At 47.3% G+C, this 23,282-nt stretch carries 22 protein-coding genes, 1 tRNA gene and 1 pseudogene; 5 read left to right on the top strand and 19 right to left on the bottom strand.

The features are described from left to right. Nucleotides 1–22: 22 nt before the first annotated feature. The 7 genes from KCG54_RS08615 to sdhC form a co-directional block, all read right to left on the bottom strand. Complete coding sequence (locus tag KCG54_RS08615; protein WP_254323938.1) at nucleotides 23–2,851, bottom strand: 2-oxoglutarate dehydrogenase E1 component; 2,829 nt, start codon at nucleotides 2,849–2,851, stop codon at nucleotides 23–25. Between the two features lie 209 nt (nucleotides 2,852–3,060). Then, on the bottom strand, nucleotides 3,061–4,344 hold the full coding sequence (gltA, locus tag KCG54_RS08620; RefSeq protein WP_254323939.1) for a citrate synthase: 1,284 nt from the start codon (nucleotides 4,342–4,344) through the stop codon (nucleotides 3,061–3,063). 124 nt (nucleotides 4,345–4,468) lie between these two features. Continuing rightward, on the bottom strand, nucleotides 4,469–4,717 hold the full coding sequence (locus KCG54_RS08625) for a succinate dehydrogenase assembly factor 2 (protein ID WP_003678830.1): 249 nt from the start codon (nucleotides 4,715–4,717) through the stop codon (nucleotides 4,469–4,471). A 3-nt stretch (nucleotides 4,718–4,720) separates the two neighbouring features. Further along, a complete protein-coding gene (locus KCG54_RS08630; RefSeq protein ID WP_254323940.1) occupies nucleotides 4,721–5,428 on the bottom strand; it encodes a succinate dehydrogenase iron-sulfur subunit in 708 nt (235 codons plus the stop codon). A gap of 119 nt (nucleotides 5,429–5,547) precedes the next feature. Beyond that, nucleotides 5,548–7,311, bottom strand: coding sequence for a succinate dehydrogenase flavoprotein subunit (sdhA, locus tag KCG54_RS08635; RefSeq protein WP_254323941.1), 1,764 nt, complete (start codon nucleotides 7,309–7,311; stop codon nucleotides 5,548–5,550). Nucleotides 7,312–7,313: 2 nt separating this feature from the next. Then, nucleotides 7,314–7,655 (bottom strand): succinate dehydrogenase, hydrophobic membrane anchor protein, encoded by a 342-nt coding sequence (gene sdhD, locus KCG54_RS08640; protein ID WP_004519264.1) that lies wholly within the window; start codon nucleotides 7,653–7,655, stop codon nucleotides 7,314–7,316. After that, nucleotides 7,649–8,026 carry a succinate dehydrogenase, cytochrome b556 subunit gene (gene sdhC, locus KCG54_RS08645; RefSeq protein ID WP_003686156.1) on the bottom strand — a complete coding sequence of 126 codons (378 nt, stop codon included), beginning with the start codon at nucleotides 8,024–8,026 and terminating at the stop codon, nucleotides 7,649–7,651. The genes sdhD and sdhC overlap by 7 nt, the downstream gene beginning before the upstream one ends. A gap of 462 nt (nucleotides 8,027–8,488) precedes the next feature. Between sdhC and KCG54_RS08650 the strand changes: the two genes are divergently transcribed. Beyond that, on the top strand, nucleotides 8,489–8,872 hold the full coding sequence (locus KCG54_RS08650) for a YkvA family protein (protein WP_254323942.1): 384 nt from the start codon (nucleotides 8,489–8,491) through the stop codon (nucleotides 8,870–8,872). 398 nt (nucleotides 8,873–9,270) lie between these two features. Here KCG54_RS08650 and KCG54_RS08655 read toward each other — a convergent pair whose 3' ends face one another. From KCG54_RS08655 to dapF, 5 genes are all read right to left on the bottom strand, one after another. Further along, the gene (locus KCG54_RS08655) at nucleotides 9,271–10,266 is read right to left on the bottom strand and encodes an IS5 family transposase (RefSeq protein ID WP_254323943.1); all 996 of its coding nucleotides are present in this window, start codon (nucleotides 10,264–10,266) and stop codon (nucleotides 9,271–9,273) included. Between the two features lie 636 nt (nucleotides 10,267–10,902). Then, on the bottom strand, nucleotides 10,903–11,403 hold the full coding sequence (locus KCG54_RS08660) for a membrane lipoprotein lipid attachment site-containing protein (protein ID WP_371444493.1): 501 nt from the start codon (nucleotides 11,401–11,403) through the stop codon (nucleotides 10,903–10,905). A gap of 154 nt (nucleotides 11,404–11,557) precedes the next feature. Then, nucleotides 11,558–12,490: a cysteine synthase A gene (gene cysK, locus KCG54_RS08665; protein ID WP_254323944.1), complete on the bottom strand. Its 933-nt coding sequence runs from the start codon at nucleotides 12,488–12,490 to the stop codon at nucleotides 11,558–11,560. A 106-nt stretch (nucleotides 12,491–12,596) separates the two neighbouring features. Beyond that, nucleotides 12,597–13,199: a hypothetical protein gene (locus tag KCG54_RS08670; protein ID WP_254323945.1), complete on the bottom strand. Its 603-nt coding sequence runs from the start codon at nucleotides 13,197–13,199 to the stop codon at nucleotides 12,597–12,599. Beyond that, nucleotides 13,196–14,047: a diaminopimelate epimerase gene (dapF, locus tag KCG54_RS08675; protein WP_254323946.1), complete on the bottom strand. Its 852-nt coding sequence runs from the start codon at nucleotides 14,045–14,047 to the stop codon at nucleotides 13,196–13,198. The genes KCG54_RS08670 and dapF overlap by 4 nt, the downstream gene beginning before the upstream one ends. Nucleotides 14,048–14,227: 180 nt before the next feature. On the opposite strand from dapF, the gene KCG54_RS08680 reads away from it, so the two are divergent. Then, nucleotides 14,228–14,719: a hypothetical protein gene (locus KCG54_RS08680; RefSeq protein ID WP_003678851.1), complete on the top strand. Its 492-nt coding sequence runs from the start codon at nucleotides 14,228–14,230 to the stop codon at nucleotides 14,717–14,719. Nucleotides 14,720–14,858: 139 nt separating this feature from the next. Further along, nucleotides 14,859–14,934, top strand: a tRNA-Asn gene (locus tag KCG54_RS08685). 148 nt (nucleotides 14,935–15,082) lie between these two features. On the opposite strand, the gene KCG54_RS08690 is transcribed toward KCG54_RS08685, so the two are convergent. Further along, nucleotides 15,083–15,418, bottom strand: coding sequence for a YbaB/EbfC family nucleoid-associated protein (locus KCG54_RS08690; RefSeq protein ID WP_003678854.1), 336 nt, complete (start codon nucleotides 15,416–15,418; stop codon nucleotides 15,083–15,085). Nucleotides 15,419–15,508: 90 nt separating this feature from the next. Continuing rightward, the gene (dnaX, locus tag KCG54_RS08695; RefSeq protein ID WP_049337069.1) at nucleotides 15,509–17,500 is read right to left on the bottom strand and encodes a DNA polymerase III subunit gamma/tau; all 1,992 of its coding nucleotides are present in this window, start codon (nucleotides 17,498–17,500) and stop codon (nucleotides 15,509–15,511) included. A 198-nt stretch (nucleotides 17,501–17,698) separates the two neighbouring features. Here dnaX and KCG54_RS08700 point away from each other — a divergent pair, with 198 nt between their 5' ends. Further along, a complete protein-coding gene (locus KCG54_RS08700) occupies nucleotides 17,699–18,412 on the top strand; it encodes an aldose epimerase (RefSeq protein WP_254323947.1) in 714 nt (237 codons plus the stop codon). A gap of 60 nt (nucleotides 18,413–18,472) precedes the next feature. Here KCG54_RS08700 and mltB read toward each other — a convergent pair whose 3' ends face one another. The 5 genes from mltB to rpsF form a co-directional block, all read right to left on the bottom strand. Next, nucleotides 18,473–19,552, bottom strand: a complete 1,080-nt coding sequence (gene mltB / locus KCG54_RS08705) for a lytic murein transglycosylase B (RefSeq protein ID WP_254323948.1) — start codon at nucleotides 19,550–19,552, stop codon at nucleotides 18,473–18,475. Nucleotides 19,553–19,761: 209 nt separating this feature from the next. Further along, entirely contained in the window at nucleotides 19,762–20,214 is a 453-nt protein-coding gene (gene rplI, locus KCG54_RS08710; RefSeq protein WP_003678862.1) for a 50S ribosomal protein L9, read from the bottom strand. A 16-nt stretch (nucleotides 20,215–20,230) separates the two neighbouring features. Next, on the bottom strand, nucleotides 20,231–20,461 hold the full coding sequence (gene rpsR / locus KCG54_RS08715; protein WP_003678863.1) for a 30S ribosomal protein S18: 231 nt from the start codon (nucleotides 20,459–20,461) through the stop codon (nucleotides 20,231–20,233). 6 nt (nucleotides 20,462–20,467) lie between these two features. After that, nucleotides 20,468–20,770: a primosomal replication protein N gene (priB, locus tag KCG54_RS08720; protein ID WP_254325014.1), complete on the bottom strand. Its 303-nt coding sequence runs from the start codon at nucleotides 20,768–20,770 to the stop codon at nucleotides 20,468–20,470. Further along, nucleotides 20,767–21,138 (bottom strand): 30S ribosomal protein S6, encoded by a 372-nt coding sequence (gene rpsF / locus KCG54_RS08725; RefSeq protein ID WP_004519252.1) that lies wholly within the window; start codon nucleotides 21,136–21,138, stop codon nucleotides 20,767–20,769. Before rpsF ends, priB begins: the two co-directional genes overlap by 4 nt. Before the next feature lie 245 nt (nucleotides 21,139–21,383). On the opposite strand from rpsF, the pseudogene hscA reads away from it, so the two are divergent. Then, nucleotides 21,384–23,242: pseudogene (gene hscA, locus KCG54_RS08730) on the top strand (Fe-S protein assembly chaperone HscA). Nucleotides 23,243–23,282: the final 40 nt, after the last annotated feature.

Raw genomic sequence — 23,282 nt, forward strand, 5'->3', positions numbered from 1 at the left:
CTCAGACGGAATGCCACTTGGTTTACAACGCCAAAGCGTCTTCAACCAATTGTTTCAATTGAGCAATGTGTTTGCTTGAGTAGCCCACTGCAGGCGATGCGCTGCTTGGACGACCGGCATAAGACAGTTTTTGCTCTTCGCTGATAACGTCTTCGATGCGGTGGCGGATTTGGTAGAACGCGCCTTGGTTTTTCGGCTCTTCTTGTGCCCAAACCACAGATTTTGCGTTCGGATATTTCGCCAGTTCAGCTTTAACCTCGTCGTATGGGAACGGATACAGCTGCTCAACGCGGACGATAGCAACATCATCTTCCAGTTTACGCTCGGCACGGCCGGCTTCCAAGTCATAGTAAACCTGACCGGCACACAATACCACGCGTTTCACGCTGTCGTTGCTTGCGCGTTCGGCAGTATCGCCGATAACCGGACGGAAGGTCGAACCTTCGGTAAAGTTTTCCAGCGGGCTCATTGCACCTTTGAAGCGCAACAGGCGTTTGGACATGAAAATCACCAGCGGTTTGCGGTATGAACCCAAGACTTGACGTTGCAAGAGGTGGAACATTTGCGACGCTTCAGACGGCATGATGACTTGCATATTGTTCTCAGAACACAGTTGCAACCAACGTTCTACGCGTGCAGAAGAGTGCTCAGGGCCTTGACCATCGTAGCCGTGCGGCAGGATGGTGGTCAGACCGCACAAGCGACCCCATTTGGTTTCGCCTGAAGACAGGAATTGGTCAATAGTCACTTGCGCGCCGTTGGCGAAGTCACCGAATTGAGCTTCCCAAATGGTCAGCTTGTCAGGAGCTGAGCAGGCAAAGCCGTACTCGAACGCCATCACGGCTTCTTCGTTCAAAATGGAGTCGATAACCAGGAATTCGCCCATGCCTTCGCCCATATGGCGCAAAGGAACATAAGTACCGTCGTCCCATTTTTCACGGTTTTGATCGTGCAATACTGCATGACGGTGTGAGAATGTACCGCGGCCGGAGTCCTCACCGGAGATACGCACGCCATGACCTTTGGTCAGCAGGCTTGCGTATGCGAGGGTTTCGGCCATACCCCAGTCGATGGCTTGTTTGCCGGATGCCATGGCTTTACGCGCTTCGATCACACGTTTTGCAGTCGGATGCAGAGCAAAGCCTTCCGGTACGGCGGTAAATTTCTCGGTAAGGCGCTCGATGTCGGCGGCAGGCAAACCGGTTTCGATTTTTTCGCGCCAATCTTTGCCTTGGTATTTGCTCCAGTCGATTTGTGTGCGTTGGAAGTTGCTCAAAGTTGTTTGTTCAACATGTTCGCCTTTGTCCAAAGCATCACGGTAGGCTTGGATGTAGCCGTCAGCCTCAGCTTGGGTTACCACGCCTTCGGCAATCAGTTGTTCGGTGTACAAAGCACGCGCACCCGGGTGTTGCGATACTTTTTTGTACATCATCGGTTGGGTCAGGGTCGGATCATCGCCCTCGTTGTGGCCCCATTTACGGTAGCAGACAACGTCGACCACGATGTCTTTATGGAATTTTTTGCGGTAATCCAAAGCGGCTTGGATGGCAAAGCAAACGCGTTCAGGATCATCGCCATTCACATGGATAACCGGAGCGGAAACCATTTTCGCAATATCGGTACAGTGTACGGTTGAACGAGTATCGCGGGTATCGGAAGTCGTAAAGCCGATTTGGTTGTTGATCACGATGTGAACAGTACCGCCGGTGGTATAACCGCGTGTTTTAGACAGGTTGAATGTTGCTTGGTTAACACCCAAACCGATAAATGCGGAGTCACCGTGAATCAATACCGGCAAGACTTTATCGCGGCCGTTTTCGCCCAAACGTTTTTGTTTGGCGCGCGCAGAACCTTCCACTACTGGGTTAACAATTTCCAAGTGTGACGGGTTGAATGCCAAAGAAACGTGCATTGGGCCGTGTGGCGTAGCGATGTCGGAGCTGAAGCCCATATGGTATTTCACGTCGCCACTAGGCAATTTGATTTCGGCACGGCCTTCAAATTCAGCAAACAGATCAGCCGGTTTTTTGCCCAAAATGTTAACCAAAACATTCAGACGGCCACGGTGTGCCATACCGATGATGACTTCTTCCACGCCGTCTTTACCAGCGTTTTGAATCAGGTAATTCAAACCGGCAATAGCGCTTTCGCCGCCTTCTACACCAAAGCGTTTTTGACCGACATATTTGGTATGCAGGTAGCGTTCCAGAGTTTCGGCAGCAGTCATTTCTTTCAAGATACGGCGTTTCTGTTCAACGTTGTAGCTTGGCGTAGACAGTACGCTTTCAAAATAATTGCGAACCCAGCGGCGCTCTTCGGTATTTGGAATGTAGATGTACTCTACCGCGATATGGCCGCAGTAGGTTTGTTTGAGGTTGCTGATGATTTGGGACAGAGGCAGTTTGCTCTGACCGGAAAAATCGCCCTCACCCATATTGAACTGAAGCGCCATATCGGCATCTGACAGACCATGGAATTTAGGATCGAGAGCTTCGATATTTTGAGGAGGAATACGTTTGAGCGGATCAAGTTGGGCTGCACCCACGCCTTGGATACGATAAGCAGAAATCAGTCGCAAAACGCTGACTTGCTTTTTCATCATTGCCTCATCCACACCGCCTGCGACGGCTGCGGCAATTTTCTTTTTAGCCAAAGTGGCAAATGATTCACGAATCGGTGTATGGGCAACATCGACAGCGACTGCGCCCGGCTGTTTACTCAAATCGGTAAAGTACTGTTTCCATTTTTCATCGACAGATTCCGGATTATCCAGAAACTTTTCATACAACTCCTCGATGTATGGCGCATTAGAACCAAACAGATAAGAGAAATTGAGTTTTTCGTCCATCATGGCGTGAGCTCTTTTCTTTAAAATATAAATAAAGGGTAGAATCCCGTGTTCTCCGAACGGAATTCAGGCCGTCTGAAATGACACTTTATTCTACCCTATTTCAAATCAAATTACCTGCTATCAACTTAATTAATTACGACCAACCTCATTGAAAACGGCAATTCGATTTTTTCAAACGACTTTTCAACAATATATTAATGTATTGTCTATTAGCGTTTATCTACCGGAACGTAATCACGACGTTCTGCACCGGTATACAGTTGACGTGGGCGACCGATTTTCAGTGCCGGATCGCTAATCATTTCATGCCAATGAGAAATCCAACCTACACTGCGCGACAATGCGAAGATAACGGTAAACATTTCAGTTGGAATGCCCAATGCGGACAAGACGATACCGGAGTAGAAATCGACGTTTGGATACAGCTTGCGCTCAACAAAGAATGGGTCTTTCAGTGCAATTTGTTCCAATTCCATCGCCAGCTTGAATTTAGGACTGTCTTCCAAGCCCAATTCTTTCAAGACTTCATAACAGGTTTCGCGCATGATGTTGGCTCGTGGATCCATATTGCGGTATACGCGGTGACCGAAGCCCATCAGACGGTATTTGCGTTGTTTCACACCTTCCATGTATGCGGCAACATTAGATACATCGCCGATTTCGTCCAGCATCTTCAACACAGCTTCGTTTGCACCGCCGTGTGAAGCACCCCACAGACAGGCGATACCGGCAGCGATACAGGCAAATGGATTTGCACCAGAAGAGCCGGCCAAACGTACAGTCGAAGTAGAAGCGTTTTGCTCGTGGTCGGCATGCAAAATAAAGATGCGGTCGAGCGCGCGAGCCAATACTGGATTAGGTTTGTATTCTTCACATGGTGTCGCAAACATCATGTGCAAGAAGTTTTCAGCATAGGAAAGGTTATTTTTTGGATAATTGAACGGCAAACCGTTGGAATAACGGTAACACATTGCCGCAATGGTCGGAATTTTGGAGATTAAGCGGTAAATCGCGATTTTGCGGTGTTCAGGATTGGTAATATCCAAGCTGTCTTGATAGAAAGCAGACAAAGCGCCAACCACACCCACCATCATCGCCATCGGGTGCGCATCGCGACGGAAACCGCGGAAGAACCAAGTCAACTGTTCATGCACCATAGTATGGTGGCTGACTGTAGCATCAAATTCTTTTTTCTGTTCAGGGGTAGGCAGTTCGCCGTAAATCAACAGGTAGCAAACTTCCAAGTAATCGGATTTTTCGGCCAACTGCTCGATAGGATAACCACGGTAATACAACAGACCTTCATCGCCATCAATATAAGTGATTTTGGATTCGCAACTTGCAGTTGACACGAATCCGGGGTCGAAGGAAAACAGACCTGTATTTTTTGTCAAAGCACGAATATCAACCACATCATGGCCGATACTTGCTTCCAATACTGGCAGTTCCAAGGTCTCTTGATTTGGGGTGGTGAGCTTGACTGATTTAGACATTCTTAAACTCCTTTGTAAGTTGGGGCTTTCGTTGCCGCCCAAGCGGCACGGTCCTTTTTTTCAGACGGCCTCCGTATGGAAAGAGCTTGTTCGGATTGGCATCGCAAACAAGCTCTATAACACGTCATGCCTGTCTGATTTTTTCAAGCATGGGAATCAGGTGTTTCTTGTCCGTCGCCGAATGTCCGTTAATCAAGGCAAGCAACTCTTGGTCTTGAAATTCGAGGATTTCGGAAAATTCGGACAACTCCTGATCACTCAGGTGCTCGAATTCTTTTTCCATGAACCTGCCGAAGATTAAATCTAATTCCAATAATCCCCGGCGGGTTTGAAAACGGATTTTCCGTTTGGCAATATCGTCAAAAACCATCATTTCTTAAACGGCTCGTTTCAACATAATCTCTTTAATCTTACCGATGGCTCGGGTCGGATTCAAGTGTTTAGGACATACGTCTACGCAGTTCATAATGGTGTGGCAACGGAACAAACGGTATGGGTCGTTCAGATTATCCAAACGCTCGTTAGTAATGGTATCACGGCTATCCGCAATGAAACGGTAAGCATTCAGCAAACCAGACGGACCAACGAATTTATCAGGGTTCCACCAGAATGACGGGCAGGCAGTCGAGCAGCAAGCACACAAAATACATTCGTACAAACCGTCCAACTCTTTACGCTCTTCCTGAGTTTGCAGACGCTCTTTGTCCGCATCGATAGGGTTATCGTTGACAACGTAAGGTTTGATGGAGTGATATTGTTTGAAGAATTGGGTCATATCCACAATCAGGTCGCGGATAACAGGCAGACCTGGCAGAGGGCGGATTTTAACCGGCTGTTTCAAACCACGCAGATCGGTCAGACATGCCAAGCCGTTTTTGCCGTTGATGTTCATACCGTCAGAACCGCAAATACCTTCGCGGCAAGAACGGCGGAAAGACAATGTATCATCTCGTGCTTTCAGACGCACCAAAGCGTCCAAAAGTTTAACGTCCGTTGGTTCCAATTCCAACTCGTAACGTTGCATATAAGGTTTGGCATCAACGTCCGGGTTATAACGGTAAATTTCAAAACTCATTTTTTCCATGAGAAGTGTTCCTTTTCTCATAAACTGCCCAATGATTTTGTATTATGAATTCAAGCAGTTCAATGTGGGTATGGTTAGGTTTCAGACGGCCTTTAAGATAAAGGCCGTCTGAAAACTCATCAATAAACGCGTTTGGCCGGTTTGATGTATTCCACGCTCAAAGGCTTGGTATGTACCGGTTTGTAAGACAAAGTATTGGTATCTGAATGATACAGGGTATGTTTCATCCAGTTTTCGTCATCGCGCTCAGGATGGTCGTCTGAAGCGTGTGCACCACGCGATTCTTTACGCGCTTCGGCGGACACCAAAGTCGCTTTCGCTACTTCAATCAGATTATCCAATTCCAAAGCTTCGATACGCGCGGTATTCCACACTTTGCTCTTATCTTTGATTTCAGTACGTTTCACGCGCTCGGCAATCGCCATGATTTCTCGAACGCCTTTGCTCAGAATCTCATCGGTACGGAACACGCCGGCATGCAGTTGTACAGAGCGTTGCAGTTCGCGACGCAATGCATCAACGTTTTCGCCACCGGTTTGGTTATCCAAACGCTCGATACGTTGGCGGGTCAATTCACCGGCATTAGCAGGCAGAGGTTTCCAGTCGCTTTGCTCTTGGATGAATTTAATCATGCTGTCGCCGGCAGCTTTACCGAATACCACCAAGTCCAACAGGGAGTTGGTACCCAAGCGGTTCGCACCGTGTACGGAAGCACATGCACACTCACCTGCTGCATACAGACCTTTTACAGGCACTTCGTAATCTTCACCTTGCGGAACAACAACTTCGCCATGGTAGTTGGTCGGAATACCGCCCATCATGTAGTGAGTAGTCGGCACAACAGGAATCGGGTCTTTAATTGGGTCAATACCAGCAAACTGAATGGAAATCTCGCGGATGCCCGGCAGTTTTTCCATAATTTTTTCTGCACCGATATGGTCGATTTTCAGCAATACGTGGTCTTTGTTTTTACCGCAACCGCGACCTTCGTAGATTTCCATTGCCATTGCGCGGGAAACCACGTCACGGGAAGCCAAGTCTTTTACGGTTGGAGCATAACGTTCCATAAAGCGTTCGCCATCGGCATTCAACAGAATACCACCCTCACCGCGCACACCCTCGGTAATCAATACACCAGCACCGGCTACACCAGTCGGGTGGAATTGCCAGAATTCCATGTCTTCCAACGGAATACCTGCACGGGCACAAATACCCAAACCGTCACCGGTATTCATATAAGCATTGGTAGAAGAAGCATAAATACGACCGCCACCACCGGTAGCAAACATCACAGCTTTAGCGTGGAAAATATAAACCTCGCCGGTTTCCATTTCCATGGCAGTTACACCGACTACGTCGCCATTTTCATCACGAATCAAATCTTGCGCTGTCCATTCCACAAAGAATTGTGTATTGGCACGGACGTTTTGTTGGTACAAAGTATGCAACATCGCATGACCGGTACGGTCGGCAACCGCACATGCACGTTCTACCGCACGTTTACCATGTTCGGCAGTATGGCCACCGAAAGGACGTTGGTATATTTTGCCACTTTCCACACGGTCAAAAGGCATACCCATGTGTTCCAACTCAATTACGGCTTCAGGCGCGGCGCGACACATAAACTCAATCGCATCTTGGTCACCCAACCAGTCGGAACCTTTTACGGTATCGTACATGTGCCAATCCCAACGGTCTTCCTGCACATTACCCAATGAAGCAGAAATACCACCTTGAGCCGCTACAGTATGAGAACGGGTTGGGAAGACTTTAGACAAAACAGCACAATTCAGGCCGGATTTAGACAATTGGAGGGCTGCGCGTAAACCTGCACCACCACCGCCAACAATCACGGCATCAAACTTGCGAACAGGAAAACCCATATTTACCCCCAAATTACTTTAACTGAATACACCAAGCAGCCTACCAACCAAACGATGGTGGCAACTTGTAAAAACAAACGCACGCCGAAAGGCTTAATGTAGTCCATCCACAAATCGCGGATACCTACCCATGCATGCAGGAATACGGCCAAGAAGCTCACTTGGGTAAATACCTTCACCCAAGTTTGATCAAAAAATGCCTGCCATGCCGAATATTCTTTAGGCAATGTGAACAAAACAACCAAAAGAACTACGGTGTACACCAACATGATGACCGCAGTTGCACGTTGCATTGCCCAATCGCGCAAACCGTAATGCGCACCTGTCAATTTACGTTCTACCATAACAAAGCTCCCAAAACGACGGTCAGAATCAAAGCAGAAGCAAATACAACTTTAGCAGTAGCACGGGCAGTATTTAATTCCAAGCCTTTATGTACATCCAAAAACAGAAAGCGGATACCGGCGAAAAAGTGGTGCAGATATGCCCACAACAGACCGATAAGGATCAGCTTCACAAACGGATTGGAGATAGCAGAACGATATGCTTCAAACGACGCTTCGCGATCCAGCGTTCCAGAGAAGAAATACAAGAGAACAGGCAGCATCACAAACAAGCCGACGCCGCTGATACGGTGAAGAATAGATACAATCCCCGGTATGGGCAATCGGATATTCGGAATTTCCAAAAATACCGGGCGTGATTTGGCGGACATGGTCAGTTCCTCTAGATTTATTATCAGCTCAAAACCTATAGCTCAGCACTACAATAAGCTACATAAACCATAATTTACCTGTTTTATCTCATTTTGAACAGTGCAATTTATGAATGCTCTAATGATTTTTACCAAAAGACTAATAAAATCAAACAATCATTCTTAGATTTTTTTTTGCGTGGCTAGCCTTTTTTGTTACTTTCCTGCAATTAAGCCATCTCCCCATCAAAGCACTTACGATAACATCATTATTGTTTGAGAATTGTATCTATTGTGAGATAAATTCTCACTCTTGATACCTAATCTTTACAAAGGCATAAGCCATTCTTAACTTATTACCATTGCATTATCATCATTACTCTTACATAGTTATACATTCAAAGACATTTCATCTATCCCTAGATGGACTAAAATACAGTGCAATACCAACAATGTTTCCATACCTTATAAGGAAGCTGCATCATGACACACTCTCCTCATCAAAACACACCCAATCCGGAAGACTACATCCCCTCCTTCCGCCGTCGAAACTTGGACGCATCCGGCTTTATGAAAAAACTCGGACGCTTTGCCGGCCGCCTGGGCAAACCTGTCGTCCGACAGCTTTATGCACTTTATTACCTTTGGAAATCCGAACACACACCCAAACGGGCCAAAATGATTATTGTCGGCGCACTGGTTTATTTCCTCAGCCCTATCGACAGCATTCCCGACCTTCTGATTCCATTTGGCTTCAGCGATGACATTGCCGTCATTGCGTTGGTTTATTCTCAGATGAAAAACTATCTGACCGAAGATATTCAAGAAAAGGCCCGTCAAGCGGCTGACAAGCTGTTTGGTTCTTAACAACATGCACCGACCACAAGTCGGACACACTTTTTCTTCAAATACACCTAAATCGCCTATGAAAAACCACTCTGCACTTTCTGCCTACCTTAACAACAGCCAGGGTGAATCCCTGACCTTAGCTCTCGCAGTGTAAGAATTTCACTTCGAAAAACCTTATAGGCTTATTACTGGCGATATCGTGCACCACTAGAACAGACAGTCTCGTGTTGCATCGGCAAACAACGTTTACAATACAGCAAAATAAAAGGCCGAGACCTTTGCAAAAAAGCCCTTCCCCAACAGCCGAAATCCAAACACAGGTTTTCGGCTGTTTTTGTTTCAAATATCCGCTGACTCTACTCAAATACCCTCTTAATCCTCCTTGAATACCTGATAATCAGGCATCCGGTCACCTTTTAGGCGGCAACAGGCGCACTTAGCCTGTTGGCGGCTTTCAAAAGGTTCAAACACATCGCCTTCAGATGGCTTTGTGCACTCACTTTAATCAGCCCGAAATAGGCAGCCCGCGCATAGCGGAATTTACGGTGTAACGTACCGAAGCTTTGTTCGACTATATAACGGGTCTTCGACAAATACTGGTTACGTTTGGTTTGCACTTCCGACAGCGGACGGTTGCGGTGGGCTTTGCGCATAATGCCGTCCTGCAGCCGATGCTCTTCCAGATGTTGCCGGTTTTCCTTACTGACGTAGCCTTTATCGGCATAGACGGTCATACCTTCCAGCAAAGGCAACAGGTGTTTGCACTCATGGGCATTGGCGGGGGTAATGTGCAGTTTCTCGATATAGCCTTCCGCATCGGTACGGGTATGTTGTTTGTAACCGAGTTTGTAGAGGCCGTTTTTCTTTATCCAACGGGCATCTTTGTCTTTGCTCGGTGTGGTTTGGCCGCTGACTTGTCCTTCGTCATCGACTTCTATGGCCTGGCGCTGTTTGCTACCGGCGGTCTGAATAATGGTGGCGTCAACGACGGCGGCGGATGCTTTCTCTACTTTTAGGTTTTTCTCGGCCAGTTGGCAGTTAATCAGTTCCAGCAGTTCGGACAGGGTATTGTCTTGCGCCAGCCAGTTACGGTAGCGGCATAAGGTGCTGTAATCGGGGATGCTCAGTTCGTCAAAACGGCAAAACAGGTTGAAATCGATGCGGGTAATAAGGCTGTGTTCGAGTTCGGGATCGGAGAGGCTGTGCCATTGTCCGAGCAGGACGGCTTTGAACATGGACAACAGGGGATAGGCGGGACGGCCGCGGTGGTCTCGGAGGTAACGGGTTCTTTGACGATTCAGGTATTGTTCGATCGGTTGCCAATCAATCACCTGATCCAACTTCAATAGTGGGAAACGGTCGATGTGTTTGGCAATCATGGCTTGGGCGGTTTGCTGGAAGAAGGTGCTCATGGAAAATTCCCTAAATGTCTTGGTGGGAATTTAGGGGATTTTGGGGAATTTTGCAAAGGTCTCAGGCCGTCTGAAACCTAAAATCTAGGTTTCAGACGGCCTTTTCTCCATCATATCTCAACTTATGATGACTTCCTATTTTTTTGAACCTTCTTAGAATACAAATAGTCAATAATAATCCCACATGAAACAACGAAATATACACCTGAAATAAACATATACAGCATAGTAATCAAACCCTGCCCCATATCTCCGCAACAAGGGGGTGTAGAAAACGTCCAATACGAATACAGATATACTCCATTAATAATCGATGTAATCGCAAGAGAAGTAAAAATATATCTCTTGAAACAAAAATAGGGTAGGCATAAAAAAAACTGCAATAACAGACTCAATCCTGCAATCTCTACAGCCTCTCTTGACTCATTCGCTCCTAAATCAAAATATTTCGACCATGCATAAGACCATATAACCATAACGACCGAAATAAACACAGCCGTAGTCAATAAATAGAAAAAACGCTGTTGTTTGTTTTGAAATTTTAAAAACATAATATTAAATAGAATTCAACGATACACATACATATAAAAAGAAGGCTGCCTGAATATTCAGACAGCCTTCTCGGTTTATGACTTTTTATTTCAAAGGCTGCATACCCATCACTTCCATCAGGAAGTTGGTAAACGCAGGATTGCTTGGCTTGGTATCCATGTTTTTCCAACGTTGCTGCCAACCGCGCAAAGCACCTTGGATGTACTGTTTGGATTGCTCGGTAGTAATTTCACCACGTTGGCTGTCAACGGCGGAACGCAGATAAACTTCATACATACTGTCATCGACAGAGTTGCGTCCCACTTGTTGGATACGGAAGCGGTTCAAATATTGTGCAGCCTGAACTTTGGTCAGACTACCTTGGCTCACTTGGGTACTCAAGCGACGTGCTTCATCATGAATCTTGGAAACATCTGCCCAATGCGAAGGAGCCAAATGATAACCGGTAGCTGAAACTTGTGAATCAGCCTTAGGTTTCTTAACGTTGGTTGGTCGAACTGGCACTTCTTTCAATGTTGGAACATAAATCGATTCACAACCGGCAAGTGCCGCTACAGCAAGGATAGGAAGAATGTATTTTTTCATAATGCGCATTATAAGCATGATTCGTTGAAGAAACCAACTTTTGAATAACGGTATTCAAAGCTCATTAACTGAATTACAACAGATTTCATACGATATCTCAAGCCCATACGCAAAAAAGGCCGTCTAAAAACGGCCTTTTAACGACAATCCTATATTATGCCAAATCGGCAAACAGAGGTGTAGAAAGATAGCGTTCGCCATATGATGGCAACAAGACAACGATCAGCTTACCTTCGTTTTCAGGTTTTTTAGCCAGTTGCAATGCGCTCCATACTGCGGCACCTGAAGAAATACCCACCAAAATGCCTTCTTTTTCGGCCATAGCGCGCGCAGTTTCAAACGCTGCCTCGTTAGGTACTTTGGAAATGCTATCGTAAACAGTCGTATTCAAAACGCTGGGGATAAAGCCTGCACCCAAACCTTGAATCGGATGCGGACCTTTCTCGCCACCGCTCAATACTGGGGAAGCTTCAGGCTCGACAGCCACGATTTGAACTTCGGGTTTGTATTTTTTCAACACTTCGCCCACGCCGGTAATTGTACCGCCCGTACCCACACCGGCCACGAAAATATCCACTTTACCGTCTGTATCACGCCAAATCTCTTCGGCAGTGGTTTTACGGTGAACTTCAGGATTAGCCTCGTTATCAAATTGGCGCGGCATGAAATAAGTATCTGGATGTTCGTCCACTAAAGATTGGGCTTTGGCAATAGCGCCTGCCATACCTTCGGCAGCAGGAGTCAAAATCAATTCTGCACCAAACGCACGCAGCAGCATTTTGCGTTCTTTACTCATGCTTTCAGGCATGGTGATGGCCAATTTATAACCGCGGGCCGCACACACCATTGCCAAACCGATACCGGTATTGCCGCTGGTCGCCTCAACGATAACGGTATCTTTATTGATTTTACCGGCTTGCTCGGCCGCTTCAATCATGGCTTCGGCAATACGGTCTTTTACGCTGCTGCCCGGATTGAAAAATTCAAGTTTAACGGCGATTTGCGCTTTTAAACCTTCGGTCAGGCGGTTCAGTTTCACCAGAGGTGTGTTGCCGATCAGCTCGGTAATATTATTTGCAATTTTCATTTCCTGCTCCTGATTTAGATGTAATACAGCCTGCATATTAAACTCAGGCCGTCTGAAAAACCAATATCGAAAATTTCTTTCTTTATAACTTTTGGTTCAAGCGCGGTCAATATCCACTTCGCTCAAAAATCAATGCAACAGCAACCACAGCCTGCATCACGGCGGCAACCATCCAGCCTGCCCACATCTGCCGCATACTGAAAAGAGAGGCAGGCTGCTTGCAAACAACCACACGGTGCAGATAAAACACCAGCATCAACACGCCCTGCAATGCAAACCAATAAATGGGTTTCAAAGCATAAATTTTCAGTAAGGCCGCCCATGCAAAAACCGCGCCAGCCAGCGGCAAGATGAAATAAACTACGCCTGCCAAGAAAACAAAAGCAAAAGTCATGACGACATTGGAAACCGCAAATAAGGTCAAACCGGCATATTCGCCTGCCGACCAAAACTTTTTGTCTTCCGTTTTACTGCAGTCATCGATAAAGAAGAAAATACTGGCGATTGTCAGATAAAAATGAGGGATGAACAAAGGGCCTGTATGCGTAAAACCCCACATTCCGGGCAACAAGCGTGCGCCCAGTGCCGAAATCCCCAGCCACAACAACACCGTAGCCCAAAGCCATTGAAACCGCTGTGCGCGAAAAATAAATGCCAACGATACCGCAGCATACGCGACGGCAAACCAAAAATCCAAAGAAACCATCATGAATACTGCAACTCGCCTTCAAAAACGGTTTCAGCAGGGCCGGTCATTTGCACATCGCCGCCTTCTTCCCAACTGATAAACAATTCGCCGCCAGGCAAAGTAACACGCACAGGCGTACCCGCTTTCAGCAAACCATTGCGCACGCCTGCCACCACCGCCGCACACGCTCCAGTGCCGCAAGCCTGAGTTTCCCCCACCCCGCGCTCAAACACGCGCAGGCGGACTGACAATTCATCTTCAATCTGCAAAAAGCCGACATTGACCCGTTCAGGAAACTGCTCGTGCGATTCAATAGCGCCGCCCCAATGCTCCACCGGTGCGGTTTCAACATTATCAACCAAAATCACCGCATGCGGATTACCCATATTCACACAGCTTACCGGTACAGACTCCAAACCGACTAAGACAATATGTGTCAGCGCATCTTCATTTTCACCATGTGCAGGCACAAACGGAATTTCAGACGGCATGAAACGCGGTTTACCCATATTAACGGTAACCAAACCGTTATCCAACAGCTTCGGTACAATAATCCCTTTGGCCGTTTCGACCAAAATTTCCGTTTTATCCGTCAAACCCTTATCCGCGACAAAACGCGCAAAACAACGCGCTCCATTGCCGCACTGCTCTACTTCCCGACCATCGGCATTGAAAATGCGGTACCGAAAATCGACCGCATCAGAAGAAGGCTTCTCCACTACCAAAAACTGATCAAAACCCACGCCGCGATAGCGGTCTGCCCATTGGGCAAGCGGCGCAGTCAACGGATCAAAGTCCTGATTGATGGCATTGACCACCATAAAATCATTGCCCAAGCCGTGCATCTTCGTAAATTTTAAAGTTTTCATTATTCATTCACATTCTTATTAAATCATTATTCCGGCACATTCTACACCAGAATGATATATTCGTTTCTATCTTGTTTTTCAGGCGGCCTTGCGCCCTTTTACCAATACTAACACCAGCCACCCCGCAAAAATACTATACTTCCAACATTACAAACATTTCTTATTACAAGGATACACATTATGAAAAAAGTTCTCTTACCTGCCCTTTTGGCCGCTTCACTCAGCGCATGTACAGTCGGCACGCCCGGTGTTTCCGTCGGCTTAGGCGTCGGCACCAGCATCGGCCGCCATGTCGGCCTGGGTACATCCATCAACATCCCTGTCGGCTTGGACAAAACCAAAACCACCAAAGGCACGGATTCAGACGGCATCCGTATCTCAGAAGAACAAATCGTGACCTATTTTGATGCACACGGCACACCCAGCAACAGCGCAGTCAAAGGTGGCTTCCATCGCCAACTGATCAGCAAACGTAACAACGAATACGTCGTCCAAGACTTTTACAGCGACAACAGTCAAAAACGCACGGACCCCTACGTTCTCAGCCGTAACCAACTGATGCAGTTCCGCGCCACGCCAAGCAATGGCTCGTTAACCACTTACGCCTACAACGGCACAGTGATGCAGCAACAAGTATTCCAAAACGGCAAATTGGTTAACGCCAAATACTAAAGGCCGTCTGAAACGGCTGGGGAGCATGTGAAACTTGATTACAAAATATTTTTAACATTCAAACATTTGAAATATTTTGCACCATTTCCTTAAAAATATTGATTGACACATTTTTTCCAGCCATTATAATACGCCCCATTCCCCGATAGCTCAGTCGGTAGAGCGACGGACTGTTAATCCGCAGGTCCCTGGTTCGAGCCCAGGTCGGGGAGCCAAATTTAAAAGCCTGAACTTCTGTTCAGGCTTTTTTACATCAATAAGGAACGCTTGTTCTTTCCCAAAGAAAGCCCATGAATCCTCATAATAAAAAAGGCCGTCTGAAACCCAAATCTGGCTTCAGACGGCCTTTTATTTATTTTTAAATCAACGGAAGAAGTCGCCCATGCCTGCCGGCAGGCCTTGGGTAAATGCACCCATGGTTTTGTTGGTCGTTTCTTCGGCTTTTTCAGAAGCGGCATTGATAGCGGCCAATACCAAATCTTCCAGCATTTCTTTGTCGTCTGCGGCTTCTTGAATCAAATCAGGGCTGATTTCAAGTTTGCGAACAACGTGCGAACACGTCATCACAACTTTCACCAAACCATTGCCTGCTTCACCTTCAACTTCGGTTTCAGCCAGCTTGGCTTGTGCCTTTTTCATGTTTTCTTGCATTTGTTGAGCCTGTTTCATCAGGCCGCCTAATCCGGCTTTTCCGAACATGTTTTACTCCTATGGGTTTGAATAAATGGGTTTCACTCATGCCGTCTGAAAAACGCTATTGCCTTTCAGACGGCCTTGTATGTCAGTATTTTAAGAATGCCCTACTAACTCTAAAGAATCCGGCAGCCATTGCGCTTCAAAGATTTGCAAAATTTTCTGCGCCGTTGTATCCGCTTCCAGCAAATCTTGCGCCTGCTGCCGTCCTTCTTCTTGAATACGTTTGCGGCGCATCACCGGCGTTTCCCAGCCTTTATCATCCTGCCAAGGCTCGGTTTGCAGCCTTAAATTGCCAAGATGGTAAGCCTCGCTCAACGTCTGGCAGATTTTGTCCAAGCGCTCTTTATTGGCAGTAGCTTTGGCCTCATCCGTCAACGACAGCATGATTAATCCTGCTTCCGTATCATAACTCGTCCATGCCGCATTTTGTGCCAACATCTGCGCCGCGCCTAATTTACGGGCAAATCGTTCGATAATGCTGTGCCAATTCTCAGTTTTAAACTCAGGCAAAGGAGCGAACTGAAGCTCTTCTTCATCTCCCTCCTCTTCTTCAGACACAACCGGCTGCAGTACTTCCATCACATCAGCACGGTGTGAATCTTCATATGCATATGCTTCATCAAAATACGGAGGTGGAATTTCCTCATCTATGTGCGGATATTCTTCCGGTTCAGGGGCCGTCTGAACTTTTGCAACAGGCAATGGCTCCGCAGTTTCTTGCATCTGCGCCGTTTGTGTTTGAGGCGGCTCAGCCGATACTTGGCTCGGCATGTCTTCCCAAGGCGGGACATCCCCCTGTTGTTGAGCAGACTGAATAGTTTCTTCAGACGGCCTTTCAACGATATCCTGTTTAGTCGGAACAGCCTCTTTCTCAACCGCCGGTGCTGCTATCGGCTCAGATTTCGGCAGCTGAAAAGGCTTTTTTTCGGCCTCAGCTTTCTGATGGTCGGAATGCAAATCCGTGTGTTCAATCTGACTTTGCGTATCGCAACCCGAAGCGGCCAACGGCGCAAATGCAAGCATGCGCAAAAGCGTCATGACAAAACCGGCATACTCGTCTGGAGCCAGCGGTAAATCCTGTTTACCATGAATAGCGCATTGATAATAAAGCTGAATCTGCTCGCCACTCAAAGCCTGACTTAATCGCTGCAAAGTTTCACGTTCAGGATCGTCATTTGCCAAGGCGGAAGGAATGGTTTGAATCAAAGCCAAACGTTGCAACAACATGGCCAATTCTGCCAACGCGCTGTCAAAACCAATCGCTCTGGCGGACATTTCCTGAGCCTTTTCCAGCAAGGCTTCCCCGTTTTGATTGATGATTCCTTCAAGCAATTCAAACAAGTATTGTTTATCGACCGCTCCGATCATCTGGCGGACATCTTGTTCGGCCACTTTACCCGAACCCATGGCAATCGCCTGATCTAAAAGGCTCAACGCATCGCGCATCGAGCCGGCGGCGGCACGGCCTAAAAGTTGCAAAGCCTGTGGCTGATAAGGAACGTTTTCACGATCCAAGACATGCGCCAAATGCTCGGCAACCTGCTGGGTTGTCATGTTGCGCAACACAAATTGCAAACAGCGGCTCAATACAGTAATGGGGACTTTATGCGGATCGGTGGTCGCCAAAATAAATTTAACGTGTTCAGGCGGTTCTTCCAAAGTCTTCAGCATGGCATTGAACGCGCTTTTGGAAAGCATATGCACTTCGTCGATGATATAGACTTTGTATTTACCCGCAGTCGGCGCGTATTGCGCGTTTTCCAACACTTCGCGGATATTGTCGATACCGGTATTCGATGCCGCGTCGATTTCCAATAGATCCACATAACGGCCGCTGTCGATTTGCGTACAGCTTTCACACTGACCGCACGGCTCACCATGCACGGCATTTTCGCAGTTCAGGCTCTTGGCCAAAATCCTGGCAATCGTGGTCTTACCCACACCGCGTGTCCCTGTCAGCAGATAGGCATGGTGCAGACGGCCTTCGTCCAGCGCGTTACGCAGGGCTTTGACGACGTGTTCCTGACCGACCAAATCGGCAAAGGTTTTCGGACGCCATTTTCGTGCAAGAACTTGATAAGCCATGTTGTTTCTCTACGGGAAATAAATCGGAAGGCCGTCTGAAAAGAATTCTCCGCTTTTCAGACGGCCTCAGAAAATGGCATATATTCTAGCATTTTTTTGATTTTTATTAAGGATTTTCTATCAAACCGACAGCGACAGCATGTCATTGCAATGTTAGAATGCTACATAAATGATAAGTAATTTGAAGTTTGAAACATCATGTCCGAAATCATACTACGCAACCAATCAGCCACTATGCAAGTAAATACAATGGGCGGATATATTGATTCCCTGATTCTAAAAGGATGGGAAGTCTTATTTCCGAAAACCAGCGTTCAAGTGGGCGATGATACAAAATTACGCGGTGGCATGCACGTTTGCTTACCCCAATTCGGACCAGACAGCAAAAATCATCTGGCCCAACATGGCTTCGGTAGAACTTCAGACTGGGAAATCCGCCATCAAAATGAATCGGATATCGGCTTGAAATTAATCAGCACAGAAAAAGGCTATGAACACGTCGAATGGTTGCTTGATTACAGTCTGCCTAACGAAAATGAAGCCATCGCCATCCTAACCGTCTGCAATTACGGCGAATCGCCCGTCCGCACATCCCCAGGATTCCACCCCTACTTTACCGCTGCCGGCACACAATTTGATTTCAATGGCGCGCCATACGATGCCGACTATATCTCCCATACCGAATTTGTTTCCTCCGACCAGGATGCACACGTTGCATTTGACGGCTTGAAACTGGATATCCGCACCCACAATCTGCCTGTGTATGCCCTCTGGAGCGATCGAAACGGCCAATATACTTGTGCAGAACCAACCGCAGAAGGCAATGCGTTTTTATCCCCTGCAAAAGGCGGACAGTTTGTTTCAGGGCACAGCAAAAAACGTTACGCCATGAAAATCAAACTGATGGCTTAAAATGTTCTGTAAAAGCCCCAAATACTTAAAAACCACCCAAATGGGTGGTTTTCTTATGGCTTACAGGCCATTGTTATTGATTGCATTCGCAATATCGCGTACCGCTGTTACATACATGCGGCTGTGGTTGTATTGCCATACAGTGTAGAAGTTATTCAGGCCCAAATAGTATTCAAATACGCCCGGGCTGGTTTCCAAAGCATACAATACAGCCTTTTCATTATCCGCAACAGCAGCTTGAGGCACGACACCCAAGGCTTTGAAATCCGCAACAGTACGTGTCAAAGCAGTTTTCTCATCGATAATCGCCTGCAAGTGCGGAGTAATCGTCAGACTTACCGGCACAACCATCCTACCGCCGGTCTGCCAGCCATGCTGTTTCATATAATTGGCAACAGAAGCCGCCACATCGCCAACATTATTCCAAATATCGCGATGACCATCACCATCATAGTCCACCGCCCATTTACGGTAGCTTGAAGGCATAAATTGCGGCATGCCCATCGCGCCGGCATAGCTGCCTTTGAAGTCAAAGATATTTTCTTTTTCTTCTTTTGCCATCTGCAAAAGTTCACTCAATTCATTTTGGAAAAACTCGGCACGGCGAGGATAATCAAAGGCCAATGTACTCAAAGCATCGGCAACGCGGAAGCTGCCCGTATTTTTGCCGTAATTGGTTTCGATACCGAGAATCGCCACAATCAATTCGGCAGATACGCCGTATTTGCGTGCCACATCATCGATTATGGCACGGTTTGCCGCATAGAATTGTCTGCCGCCATTAAATTTGGCTGCACCAGAGTTACCGGTGCGGAATTCATACCAAGGACGCGAAGTGCTTGGACGGTACATAATGGTAATAATGTTGCCTTTATACACCACGCCATTAAAGAAATTGCGCAATTCTTCCGCACTGAAACGACGGTTTTTCACTTCATATTGGATAAACTGCTGAACATTGACGTTTTCATTAAAACCGCTGCTGGCAACAGATTCAGCCGCAGCATCAAATACAGGGCGTTTTACAGAGGAAACAGGCTCAACCGGTTTTGCCGTATCAACAGCAGGCTTTTGCGGGGTACTACATGAAGCCAGAGCCAAAGCAGCCAGACCCATCCCAAAGATTTTGATTTTATTCATAAATAATCTCTTTATTAATATACTATGACAAATCCGAATACGAAAGAATATTCGTCCAACACACTATCTCTCTATGCCAACGGCCATACTTTTTAATCAGCCAAAAAATATAGAAACTCGGCACTGATTTGCTTTGGCTCAAGCACATAAACAAGGCCGTCTGAAATCCAAGGAAACCCTTGATTTTCAGACGGCCTTGAATGAATCAATTACTCAGCGGCTGCAACAACAGCAACGGTAATTTTAGCAACAGCGTCAGTGTGCAGAGCCACTTCAACTTCGTATTCGCCAACAGCTTTCAAAGGACCGTTAGGCAGACGTACGTTTGCTTTAGCAGCTTGGATACCGGCAGCAACAATCGCTTCAGCGATGTCGGCATTGGTAACAGAACCGAACAGACGACCATCAACACCGGCTTTTTGAGCAACAGTAATGGTTTGGCCTTCCAGTTTTTCTTGCCGTGCTTTAGCATCAGCCAAGATTTCAGCTTGTTTGGCTTCCAATTCAGCGCGGCGTGCTTCGAATTCTTTCATGTTGGCTTCGGTTGCACGTTTTGCTTTACCGGCAGGGATCAGGAAGTTGCGTGCGTAACCGTTTTTAACGGTAACGATGTCACCCAAGTTACCCAGACCGCCGATTTTTTCTAACAGAATAATTTGCATGATTTAAACTCCAAAATTATTTGTGTTGATCGGTGTAAGGCAACAGAGCCAGGAAACGGGCACGTTTCACAGCAGTAGCCAACTGACGTTGGTAGTGTGCTTTAGTACCAGTAATGCGGGCAGGGATGATTTTGCCGTTTTCAGAGATGAAGTCTTTCAACAAATCAACTTGTTTGTAATCAACTTCTTGGATTTTTTCAGCCGTAAAGCGGCAGAATTTTCTACGTTTGAATGATTGACGAGCCATTGTCGTTTAACCTTTATATTCTTTAATGTTCTGTATGCGTAGTACCGGCTTGGGGAAGCGTTGGCTGTGTTGCGCCAAAAAACCTTCCGACTCGATGATAGCATCTTGCCGATACTGCCATTCCTCAGCCTGCTTACCTAAAATCCGCGCGGGAATCTCAAACTTGACCAGACATTTCTGTCCGTTTTCTTCCTGCCAAGACTCATGTTGCAACACAACATCTAAAACAGGAATCCCTGCCGGCGTATATCTCAAAGGCTGAATCTGCAAGATACGGGCGGTAAGCTTAATCAGATTGTTCAATCTTATTCGGCTGCTGCAACTTCTTCAGCCGCACCGTTCAGCAAGTTTTTTGCTTTTTCGCCGCCCAGCATTGGGGAAGCTTCAGTTACAGCATGTTTTGTTTTGATGGTCAGGTGACGCAGTACGGCATCATTGAAGCGGAAAGCAGTTTCCAACTCTTCAACCACTTCAGGAGTAGTTTCGATATTCATCAAAACATAGTGTGCTTTGTGGATTTTGTTGATTGGGTAAGCCAATTGACGACGGCCCCAGTCTTCCAAACGGTGAATTTTACCGTTGGCTTCAGTAATCATGGTTTTGTAACGCTCAACCATAGCAGGCACTTGCTCGCTTTGATCAGGATGAACGATAAACACGATCTCGTAATGACGCATGTTATCTCCTTATGGATGATTAAAAACAGCCTTTCACCATGCGAAGTAAAAGGCAAGGCAAAGAGGCTGAATTTTATCCGCATTTCTTAAAAAATACAAGTCCGGATTCAAAATCCACTTTCTTTTCAATCAAAAAACAACATTAGGCCTTATGGTTATTTCCTAGCAATCCACTCAACTATCTGCCAAAAATCTGCTAAAATCTGCCCCATCCTAATAAATACAGCATCAGAAGGCACACAATCATGGCTCTTTTGCAGATTTCCGAACCCGGCATGTCCGCCGCCCCCATCAACACCGCCTCGCCGTAGGCATTGATTTAGGCACAACCAACAGCTTGGTGGCTACCGTACGCAGCGGCAGCGCAGTCTGCCTGCCCGATTCAGACGGCCGCACCACCCTACCTTCAGTTGTCCGTTATTTGGATGGCGAAGTTGAAGTCGGCAAAAACGCCCTTTTTGCCCAAAAAACCGATCCGCTAAATACAGTCAGCTCCGCCAAACGCCTGATCGGCCGTACCCTTACCGACCTCGCACAAGAGGCGCAATACCTGCCCTATCGATTTACACCCAATGAGCGCGTGGTCGAGTTAAACACCCGTCAAGGTGCCAAAACGCCTATCGAAGTATCGGCAGAAATCCTCAAAGCCCTCAAATCGCGTGCTGAAGAATCATTGGGCGGAGATTTGGTCGGTGCCGTCATTACCGTACCCGCTTATTTTGACGATGCCCAACGTCAAGCCACCAAAGATGCTGCGCGTTTGGCAGGCTTGAATGTATTGCGCCTCCTCAACGAGCCGACCGCCGCCGCAATCGCCTACGGACTGGACAACGCATCAGAAGGCACGTTTGTCGTTTATGACTTGGGCGGCGGCACATTCGACGTATCCGTATTGCAACTGACCAAAGGCCTGTTTGAAGTCAAAGCCACCGGAGGTAACAGCGCATTGGGCGGCGATGACTTCGACCATCGTTTGTTCTGCTACCTGCTCGAACAAAACGACCTTTCCAAACTCAACGAACAAGACAGCCAACTTCTGCTTTCCCTTGTCCGTACCGCCAAAGAAAAACTGACCACTCAAACCGAAGCCGTCATCGAAACCACACTTTCAGACGTCCATAAAGTTCATACCGTCATTACCCGCCAAGAGTTTCACAATCTGACCCAAAATCTGGTACAAAAAACCATCGAGCCCGTCAAACAGGCTTTGAAAGACGCAGGCGTAACCAAGGCAGATGTCAAAGGCGTGATTATGGTTGGCGGCTCTACCCGCATGTTGCACGTTCAACAAGCAGTTGCCACATTCTTTGGCCAAACCCCGCTGAACAACCTCAACCCAGACGAAGTGGTCGCACTAGGTGCCGCCATACAGGCAAACGTCCTTGCCGGCAACAAAACCGACGGCGAATGGCTGCTGCTTGACGTTACACCTTTGTCGCTCGGTTTGGAAACCTACGGCGGTCTTGCCGAAAAAATCATTCCTCGCAACTCTACCATTCCTACTGCGCGCGCGCAGGACTTTACCACTTTCAAAGACGGTCAAACTGCCATGACAATACACGTCGTACAAGGCGAGCGCGAACTCGTTTCTGACTGCCGCAGCCTTGCCAAATTTACCCTGCGCGGCATTCCGCCCATGGCAGCAGGCGCAGCGCGTATCCGCGTGACCTTCCAAGTTGACGCCGACGGTTTGCTGTCTGTTTCCGCACAAGAACAAAGCACTGGCGTACAGGCGCAAATCGAAGTCAAACCTTCCTACGGCTTGGACGACAGCACCATCACCCAAATGCTCAAAGACAGCATGAGCAACGCAGCCGAAGACATGGCAGCCCGCGCACGCGCCGAAGCCGTGGTCGAAGCCGAAAGCCTGACCAACGCCGTCAACGTCGCCCTTGAGCTGGATGGCGATTTATTGGAAGCCGAAGAATTGCAACAGATTCAACAAGACATCGCCGCTTTGCAAGGCCGTCTGAAAGACGGTAAAGCCGAAGACATCCGTGCCGCCGTCGCCAAACTCAGCCACAGCACAGACAACTTCGCCGCCAAGCGCATGAACCGCAACATCCAACGTGCGCTTACTGGCCAAAGTGTTAATAATATTTGATGGCGGATGGTTTCAGACGGCCTTTGATAAAAAGGCCGTC

This window comes from Neisseria subflava (genome assembly GCF_024205705.1).
GTDB classification, from domain to species: Bacteria; Pseudomonadota; Gammaproteobacteria; order Burkholderiales; family Neisseriaceae; genus Neisseria; species Neisseria subflava_D.

Bases quoted from the DNA above. Each gene is read 5' to 3' on its own strand.
- KCG54_RS08615 (WP_254323938.1), bottom strand. From the start codon at position 2,851: ATGATGGACGAAAAACTCAATTTCTCTTATCTGTTTGGTTCTAATGCG.
- gltA (WP_254323939.1), bottom strand. From the start codon at position 4,344: ATGTCTAAATCAGTCAAGCTCACCACCCCAAATCAAGAGACCTTGGAA.
- KCG54_RS08625 (WP_003678830.1), bottom strand. From the start codon at position 4,717: ATGATGGTTTTTGACGATATTGCCAAACGGAAAATCCGTTTTCAAACC.
- KCG54_RS08630 (WP_254323940.1), bottom strand. From the start codon at position 5,428: ATGGAAAAAATGAGTTTTGAAATTTACCGTTATAACCCGGACGTTGAT.
- sdhA (WP_254323941.1), bottom strand. From the start codon at position 7,311: ATGGGTTTTCCTGTTCGCAAGTTTGATGCCGTGATTGTTGGCGGTGGT.
- sdhD (WP_004519264.1), bottom strand. From the start codon at position 7,655: ATGGTAGAACGTAAATTGACAGGTGCGCATTACGGTTTGCGCGATTGG.
- sdhC (WP_003686156.1), bottom strand. From the start codon at position 8,026: ATGTCCGCCAAATCACGCCCGGTATTTTTGGAAATTCCGAATATCCGA.
- KCG54_RS08650 (WP_254323942.1), top strand. From the start codon at position 8,489: ATGACACACTCTCCTCATCAAAACACACCCAATCCGGAAGACTACATC.
- KCG54_RS08655 (WP_254323943.1), bottom strand. From the start codon at position 10,266: ATGAGCACCTTCTTCCAGCAAACCGCCCAAGCCATGATTGCCAAACAC.
- KCG54_RS08660 (WP_371444493.1), bottom strand. From the start codon at position 11,403: ATGAAAAAATACATTCTTCCTATCCTTGCTGTAGCGGCACTTGCCGGT.
- cysK (WP_254323944.1), bottom strand. From the start codon at position 12,490: ATGAAAATTGCAAATAATATTACCGAGCTGATCGGCAACACACCTCTG.
- KCG54_RS08670 (WP_254323945.1), bottom strand. From the start codon at position 13,199: ATGATGGTTTCTTTGGATTTTTGGTTTGCCGTCGCGTATGCTGCGGTA.
- dapF (WP_254323946.1), bottom strand. From the start codon at position 14,047: ATGAAAACTTTAAAATTTACGAAGATGCACGGCTTGGGCAATGATTTT.
- KCG54_RS08680 (WP_003678851.1), top strand. From the start codon at position 14,228: ATGAAAAAAGTTCTCTTACCTGCCCTTTTGGCCGCTTCACTCAGCGCA.
- KCG54_RS08690 (WP_003678854.1), bottom strand. From the start codon at position 15,418: ATGTTCGGAAAAGCCGGATTAGGCGGCCTGATGAAACAGGCTCAACAA.
- dnaX (WP_049337069.1), bottom strand. From the start codon at position 17,500: ATGGCTTATCAAGTTCTTGCACGAAAATGGCGTCCGAAAACCTTTGCC.
- KCG54_RS08700 (WP_254323947.1), top strand. From the start codon at position 17,699: ATGTCCGAAATCATACTACGCAACCAATCAGCCACTATGCAAGTAAAT.
- mltB (WP_254323948.1), bottom strand. From the start codon at position 19,552: ATGAATAAAATCAAAATCTTTGGGATGGGTCTGGCTGCTTTGGCTCTG.
- rplI (WP_003678862.1), bottom strand. From the start codon at position 20,214: ATGCAAATTATTCTGTTAGAAAAAATCGGCGGTCTGGGTAACTTGGGT.
- rpsR (WP_003678863.1), bottom strand. From the start codon at position 20,461: ATGGCTCGTCAATCATTCAAACGTAGAAAATTCTGCCGCTTTACGGCT.
- rpsF (WP_004519252.1), bottom strand. From the start codon at position 21,138: ATGCGTCATTACGAGATCGTGTTTATCGTTCATCCTGATCAAAGCGAG.